Genomic DNA, 6,326 nt, shown 5'->3' with positions numbered 1-6,326 from the left:
TCGTGAGCCGGCTCCTGCTTGCGCAGCTGGTGCACCAGGCGCCGGCAAGTCTTCTTTTCCAGCAGAATCCAGCCGCTTTCGGCGTCATAGGCGATCGTCCGGTAGCGGCCAAGCAGCGGACACATCTGAAAGTCGTACACGGCAACCGTGCTCGGGCTTATCAGGTAGTCTTCATCGGCTTGGGCCTTGATTTCCTGCTTTGCCAGCAGGTCCGGCAGATTTTGCCGGTCAATCAAGCAGGCATTCATGTCACAAATTTTCTTCTTTGTTCTCATATTCTTCCAACATGCTCCTTACATTATTCCGGTAACAACATATTATTTTCCCCACTGATTTAATTTATCAAAAAAGCCCTGTGAAAGCAAGCGGTTTCAAAGGCCGTCAGAGTCCAGTTTTTAATTTTTGTATGCGTTTTCCGTGTCTGGTTGATTTTCCTGGCACCGACGTGTAAAATGTTTTCGGTAAAAGTCCTCTCCGGCAAGGAGGGACAGTTTTTTAGTAAGGAAAATTCAGATTTGCGAGTCGATTTAATCTCACTAACAATCTCAGGACTGGTACTCTTGATCCTGATTGCCAACATCCTCTATTCGCCAGGCTTCAACCGCCTGGACCGCCAGCTGCACATGAAGCTGGTGCGCACGCAAAAAAATATTTTTTGGAAAATTATTGCCTTCATCAATGAACCGAAACTGGTTATCGTCTGGGACGTGCTGATCGCCGGCCTGCTGCTCAACGATGGCAACTACCGCCTGGGCCTGTGGGTCTTGGCCACTCTGGGAGCAACCGACGCGGCCGGCTTCGTCATCAAGCACTTGGTCAAGCGCAGCCGCCCGCACGCCCATCTTTCAGAAGAAGAAGGCTACAGCTTCCCCAGCGGCCACGTCCTTGGCGCCACGACCATGTGCCTGATCCTGTATGCGCTGCTGCGCCGGCAGTTTGCCGAATATTTCGCCTTGATCCTGCTGGTCTACTGGCTCTTTGTGGTCATCTCCCGGCTAAATCTGCGGGCCCACTACCCTTCCGATGTCCTCGGCGCGGTTGCCCTGTCGGTCTTTTGCTTCACGGTCGTGCAGACAATCTACGCTGCCTTGTTCTTAAACTGACAAAAAAGCTGGAGTTCCCCCTCGCGGGCTGAACTCCAGCTTTTCTTTTTGTCTATTGTTTTTTCTTTTTTCCCTGTTGCCTTGAGCTTAATTGTGAAAGCCCACCATCAGGCCGCCGCGCTCTGCGTAAAAGGAGCACAGGCCCCGCATCGGGCGGACTGAAACCTCGGCGTCCGGATATTCTGCCAGAATCATTTCCTTCAGTTTCAAAGCGTCGCCTTCATTTTCGCAGTGGTCGATCACCACCCGGCCGCCTTGATACTTCATGTTGGCCATCTGCTTGACAAGCTCCCTTAAAGCCTTCTTCATCCCCCGGGCCTTGGTGAGCGGCTCCAAGTCACCGTCAACACTGGCTGTGCCGATCAAGTTGATCTTCAGCACCCCGGCGATCTTGGCTACCGCCGGGGAAACCCGGCCGTTCAAGGAAAGATTGCGCAAAGACTGCAAAACAAACAGCAAGTGCGTCTTGGTCCGGTATTCAGCTATCCGGGCCTCCAGGTCCGCAAACCGCAGCTTGTCATCTTTCAGCATCTCTTCGATTCCTTCCAAGACCAGCTCCAGTTCCGGTCCGGCTGAACGGGAGTCCACCACAACGATCTGGGCATGCGGGTGGCTTTCCAGGTAGATCTCTTTAGCCTGCAAGGCTGATGAATAAGTCCCCGACAGGCCGCTGGTGATCGTCAGCATGACGGCCTGCTCGCAGCCCTCCAAGGCGTCCAGCCAGCGCTGAATGCTTGGGGCCGCGGTTTTGCCGGGCTCCCGGCTGGCTTCCATTTTGCCCAAAAAATCGCCGATCTGCAGCTTGTCGTCGTCAAGCCAGTTTTCCTCGCCGATAGTCAAGGTCAGCGGCACGACCCGCAGATTCCGTTCCGAATCGCTCACAGAGTTGGCGCTTGAATCAACAATTAGTCTTACGTTTTCCATAATAATTATCCCGATTCTATTTATTCCTGACATCAACATCTTCTTGACTGCCCATGCTGGTCATAAACCTATTTTAACAGTTTTTCCTGGTTAAAGGGTACTTTTTCACTAACCGCTTTCACCGCGGGCGCTTTGCCGGATTTTTTTGCCAAAAAGTAAAATTTGTAAAAAATCGGTTATTGTAATCGTTTTCAACAAATCAGCTGTTTACGGATTCACAAGCTTATACTATAATGAACTTGTAAATAATTACAGAGCAGACACTGCTCTTGCTGACGGGGTATATCTTTGCCAGCATATTTTAAGGAGGATTTTTTAATGACCAAGGTTGTTATTGAAAACGTTCATGCTAGAGAAATCTTTGACTCACGTGGTAACCCAACTGTTGAAGTTGAAGTTACTTTGTCAAACGGCGTAGTTGGCCGCGCTGAAGTTCCATCAGGTGCTTCAACTGGTGAAAACGAAGCTGTTGAATTGCGTGACGGTGGCTCACGTTTGGGCGGCAAGGGTGTTATGAAGGCTGTTAACAACGTTAACACTGCCATCAACAACGAACTGCAAGGTGCAGACCCGTTCAACCAACCAGCTATCGACAAGGCTATGATCGAACTTGACGGTACTCCAAACAAGGGTAAGTTGGGCGCCAACGCTATCTTGGGTACTTCAATGGCTACTGCCGTAGCAGCTGCCAAGGCTACCCACCAACCTCTTTATCGTTACCTTGGCGGTACTGACTTGTCAATGCCTCAAACTTTCCACAACGTTATCAACGGTGGTGAACACGCTGACAACGGCATCGACATCCAAGAATTCATGATCACTCCAGTTAAGAAGACTTCATTCCGTGACGGCTTCGAAAAGATCGTTAACACTTACCACACCTTGAAGAAGGTTTTGGAAGAAAAGGGTTACGAAACTGGCTTGGGTGACGAAGGTGGTTTCGCTCCTAACATGAAGGACTCAGAAGAAGCTTTGAAGGCTTTGCACGAAGCTATCGAACGCGCTGGTTACGTTCCTGGCGAAGACATTGCCATCGCTTGTGACTGTGCAGCTTCATACTACTACAACAAGGAAGACGGCAAGTACCACCTGGAAGGCAAGGTTCTTGACGGTGACCAATTGGCAGAATACTACGACAAGCTGCTCGCAGAATTCCCAGAATTGATCTCAATGGAAGACCCATACGACGAAAACGACACTGAAGGCATGGTTAAGTTCACCCAAAGCCACAAGGACCGTCTGCAAATCGTTCTTGACGACTTCATCTGCACCAACCCACGCTTGTTGGAAAAGGCTATCAAGGAAGGCGCAGGTAACGCTTCATTGATCAAGCTGAACCAAATCGGTACTGTAACTGAAACTTTGGAAACCATCCGGATTTCACGTAAGCACGGCTACAACACCATGATTTCTCACCGTTCAGGTGAAACTGGCGACACCTTCATCGCTGACTTCGCTGTTGCTACTAACGGCGGCCAACTGAAGACTGGTGCCCCAGCTCGTTCAGAACGTGTTGAAAAGTACAACCAATTGTTGAGAATCGAAGAACAACTCGGTGACGGCGAACGTCTCGACTTCTTCCCAGCTCAAGACTAATCATTAAAAGATTAGCTCAAAAAGATCCGAGTAAGCGGATCTTTTTTTATGCCCAAATTTTTTGAGAGAATTGACAGCCTATTTCTTGATCTTTATACTAGTAATGATAATTTGTAATTTTGTATAAAGATAAGAATGTCTAAGAAAAGTATTAATCAGATCAGTATAGAAAGCGATGCTGTCAAAAAAAGGGCAAAAGAAGCCATCCGCAATGTGAGTATCATATTGGCCGCCGCACTTGCCCTGCTAGCCAGCTATCACTTGACCGGTCACGGCCTGCCCTGCCTTTTCCGGGCATTAACCGGCTATTTGTGTCCTGGCTGCGGGATGACTAGAGCAATAAATTCTATTTTGCTTGGCAATTTTGCCCAAGCCTGGCAGTACAACCCTCTCTCCTTGACCCTGCTGCCGCTTTTGGCTCTTTACCTGCTCTATAAAACAGTCCGTTATGTTTTTAAGGGGGAAGAAGAGTTCAAGCTGGGAGAAAACGTCTTCCTTCTTCTGCTTCTCCTAACTGCGCTCTGCTTTGGAATAGGCAGAAATCTGTAGATCTTCTTGGCTTTTTTATCTATTTTAGGAGGAATAATGTATTGCATACACTGCGGGACTAAATTGCCCGAAGGTGCCAATTTTTGCGTAAAGTGCGGAGCACCAGTTGAAAAAGTTGAGTCAGCTGCCAAGAACGAAGCAAAAGCTCCGGTTAAGAAAAGCAGCGAAACAAAAGAAAAGCAAGCGTCAATAAGCCAGGTTGACGACAAGATTGACCAGATGGGCGAGCAAATCGGCCAAGGCATGGACGATGCCGCCAAAGATATCAGTTCAAGTCTGAAAAAGACTGGAGAAAAAACAGGCGATTTTTGGCAAAACTGGCGGGATTATCTGACGCCTGACTATTTGGAAAAATACGCCAGCCTTGCTCTCCTCTTCCCCCTCTTCATGACAGTAGTTCTCTGGGCAGTGAATCTCTTATCTAACTGGTTCTATAGCCAGTATTTACTGCCCTTTAATGATCTCTTCCACGTTGTTTCTATACTTGTCTTTTACTTGGTCAGAGCCGTCTTCTTGATTGGCTCTGCCTTGGGGATTGCCGCGGCTGGCTATGTTCTCTACAAAAATGAGAGCAAGCGGACAGTCTGGGGCTGGATTACCGGCGCTGCCTCAGTTTTTGCCTTTTTGGGCTGCCTGGGAATCAACCAGTCCTATAATTACTTCATGGCAAATCCTGGCTTGACGCATACCTATAAAATCTTAGGCTGGATTGCCGTTGTCTGGGGAATCGACACCTGCTCCAAAGTCCTGCTGCAGAATATCGGCATTGCCGTTGAACCCATCATCAGCCGGGATCTTGCCGCCTACCAGCAGTTTTACCGGACTTACCGGGCTAAGCATGAAGCTGAAGAAAAAGCTGAAATAGCTGAAATCGAGAAGGCCAAAAGTGGCCAAGCTGGCCCTGTCTCCTACTTTGACGGGACTGGTTCTGGCTTGTTTGGCACTTACCTGCTCTACCTCCTTTTGACCATTATTACTTGCGGCTTCGCTGCGCCTTGGCTCAACTGCGCCATTCAGCGCTGGAGAACCCAGCACATGGTAGTTGACGGCAAACGGGTAACTTTCAATGGCACCGGCGCTTCTCTTCTGGGCCATTGGATTTTGTGGGAATTCCTGACCATAATCACTTGCGGGATTTTTGTCTTCTTCATCCCTGTTGGCCTGCAAAAATGGAACATGAACCACACCTACTATGAAGGTGAAAAAGGCGCTGATGATTCCCTCTTTGACGGCAATACCTTCCAGTACATTGGCTATAACATCGTCCAGTTCCTGCTTTTAGTGTTGACTATCGGCCTGGCCTACCCATGGACGCACAACATGATCCTTAGCTGGCAGACCAAGCACCAATTGATCAACAATGACCGCTTGACTTATGATGGTACTGCCTTAGGCATGTTCTGGCGGGCACTTGTCTTAGCCATCGTCTTGGCAATTCCCTTTGGCTTCTTGGCATCCCCTTGGGCATTTTGCTGGCTTTGGCGCTATCAATACGCCCACACTCATGTTGACCACAGCCCTAAAGAATAAATAACAGTTGGCAAAAAAATACGCTCAGATCAACTAATGATTTGAGCGTATTTTTTGCTGTATTTGTCTTATTTCAATTGTCTATTTATTCTGCCGTCTTGATGACCAGCTTGCGTCCGTTCAGCGTTCCTTTCAGCAGCTCCCGGATCAACTTCTTGGCATTCTTTTGCGACCTGGACAACAGGCCGGACTTCTTTGCCGCGGCGGTTGCCTTTTTCAGGGCTGCCTGTTCGGCCTTGGTGATGTCCTCTTTTTGGTTCCAGTTGAAAAGCGCGTAGCTTTGATCATAGAACTTGATTGAGGACGGGTCGATCTTCTTGTCCAGCAGCTGGCTTTTTGGCAGCGTCACCGTGACCTGGCTTTGACTGACCTGGACTTTGATCTGCTTGACCTTGACTCCGGCCTTGAAGTGCGCCGTGTAGACCATGGTGAAGCCCTTCTTGGTGATAAAAGGAATCTGGCCGCTGGAGAGCTTGTAAATCCCCGTATAGGTGTATTGTTCCGTCGCCAGCTCCCCGATCGCCTTTAACTTGGCGGAAACGGTGGCCACCGTGACCTGGTCCTGGCTTTTCTTTGGCAGGTGCTGGCCGATCATGATCCCGCCGGCCAAAAAGACCAGCGCGG

6 protein-coding genes and 1 pseudogene are annotated in these 6,326 nt (G+C 49.1%); 4 read left to right on the top strand and 3 right to left on the bottom strand.

Annotated features, from left to right (window positions below; all coding sequences use genetic code 11):
• Positions 1 to 275 (bottom strand): annotated as a pseudogene (locus lacNas_RS02150) (hypothetical protein); the annotation flags it as partial.
• Positions 276 to 515: 240 nt separating this feature from the next.
• Here lacNas_RS02150 and lacNas_RS02145 point away from each other — a divergent pair.
• Entirely contained in the window at positions 516 to 1,103 is a 588-nt protein-coding gene (locus lacNas_RS02145; RefSeq protein WP_201330619.1) for a phosphatase PAP2 family protein, read from the top strand.
• A gap of 87 nt (positions 1,104 to 1,190) precedes the next feature.
• On the opposite strand, the gene lacNas_RS02140 is transcribed toward lacNas_RS02145, so the two are convergent.
• Entirely contained in the window at positions 1,191 to 2,027 is an 837-nt protein-coding gene (locus lacNas_RS02140) for a DegV family protein (protein ID WP_201330618.1), read from the bottom strand.
• Between the two features lie 318 nt (positions 2,028 to 2,345).
• On the opposite strand from lacNas_RS02140, the gene eno reads away from it, so the two are divergent.
• The 3 genes from eno (at position 2,346) to lacNas_RS02125 (ending at position 5,702) form a co-directional block, all read left to right on the top strand.
• Positions 2,346 to 3,623 carry a phosphopyruvate hydratase gene (eno, locus tag lacNas_RS02135; protein WP_002879863.1) on the top strand — a complete coding sequence of 426 codons (1,278 nt, stop codon included), beginning with the start codon at positions 2,346 to 2,348 and terminating at the stop codon, positions 3,621 to 3,623.
• Positions 3,624 to 3,758: 135 nt separating this feature from the next.
• Positions 3,759 to 4,172: a DUF2752 domain-containing protein gene (locus lacNas_RS02130; protein WP_244660649.1), complete on the top strand. Its 414-nt coding sequence runs from the start codon at positions 3,759 to 3,761 to the stop codon at positions 4,170 to 4,172.
• A 36-nt stretch (positions 4,173 to 4,208) separates the two neighbouring features.
• Positions 4,209 to 5,702: a DUF6693 family protein gene (locus tag lacNas_RS02125; RefSeq protein ID WP_201330617.1), complete on the top strand. Its 1,494-nt coding sequence runs from the start codon at positions 4,209 to 4,211 to the stop codon at positions 5,700 to 5,702.
• An 85-nt stretch (positions 5,703 to 5,787) separates the two neighbouring features.
• On the opposite strand, the gene lacNas_RS02120 is transcribed toward lacNas_RS02125, so the two are convergent.
• Positions 5,788 to 6,326: DUF4230 domain-containing protein (locus tag lacNas_RS02120; RefSeq protein WP_201346540.1), on the bottom strand; the 539-nt coding region annotated here is incomplete at its 5' end.

It is taken from the genome of Lactobacillus nasalidis (assembly GCF_016587775.1).
Taxonomy (GTDB): domain Bacteria; phylum Bacillota; class Bacilli; order Lactobacillales; family Lactobacillaceae; genus Lactobacillus; species Lactobacillus nasalidis.
This window is presented reverse-complemented; position numbering and strand designations above follow the sequence as displayed.

Excerpts from the sequence above, each read along its gene's own strand:
- lacNas_RS02125 (WP_201330617.1), top strand. The coding sequence starts at position 4,209 with ATGTATTGCATACACTGCGGGACTAAATTGCCCGAAGGTGCCAATTTT.
- eno (WP_002879863.1), top strand. The coding sequence starts at position 2,346 with ATGACCAAGGTTGTTATTGAAAACGTTCATGCTAGAGAAATCTTTGAC.
- lacNas_RS02140 (WP_201330618.1), bottom strand. The coding sequence starts at position 2,027 with ATGGAAAACGTAAGACTAATTGTTGATTCAAGCGCCAACTCTGTGAGC.
- lacNas_RS02130 (WP_244660649.1), top strand. The coding sequence starts at position 3,759 with ATGTCTAAGAAAAGTATTAATCAGATCAGTATAGAAAGCGATGCTGTC.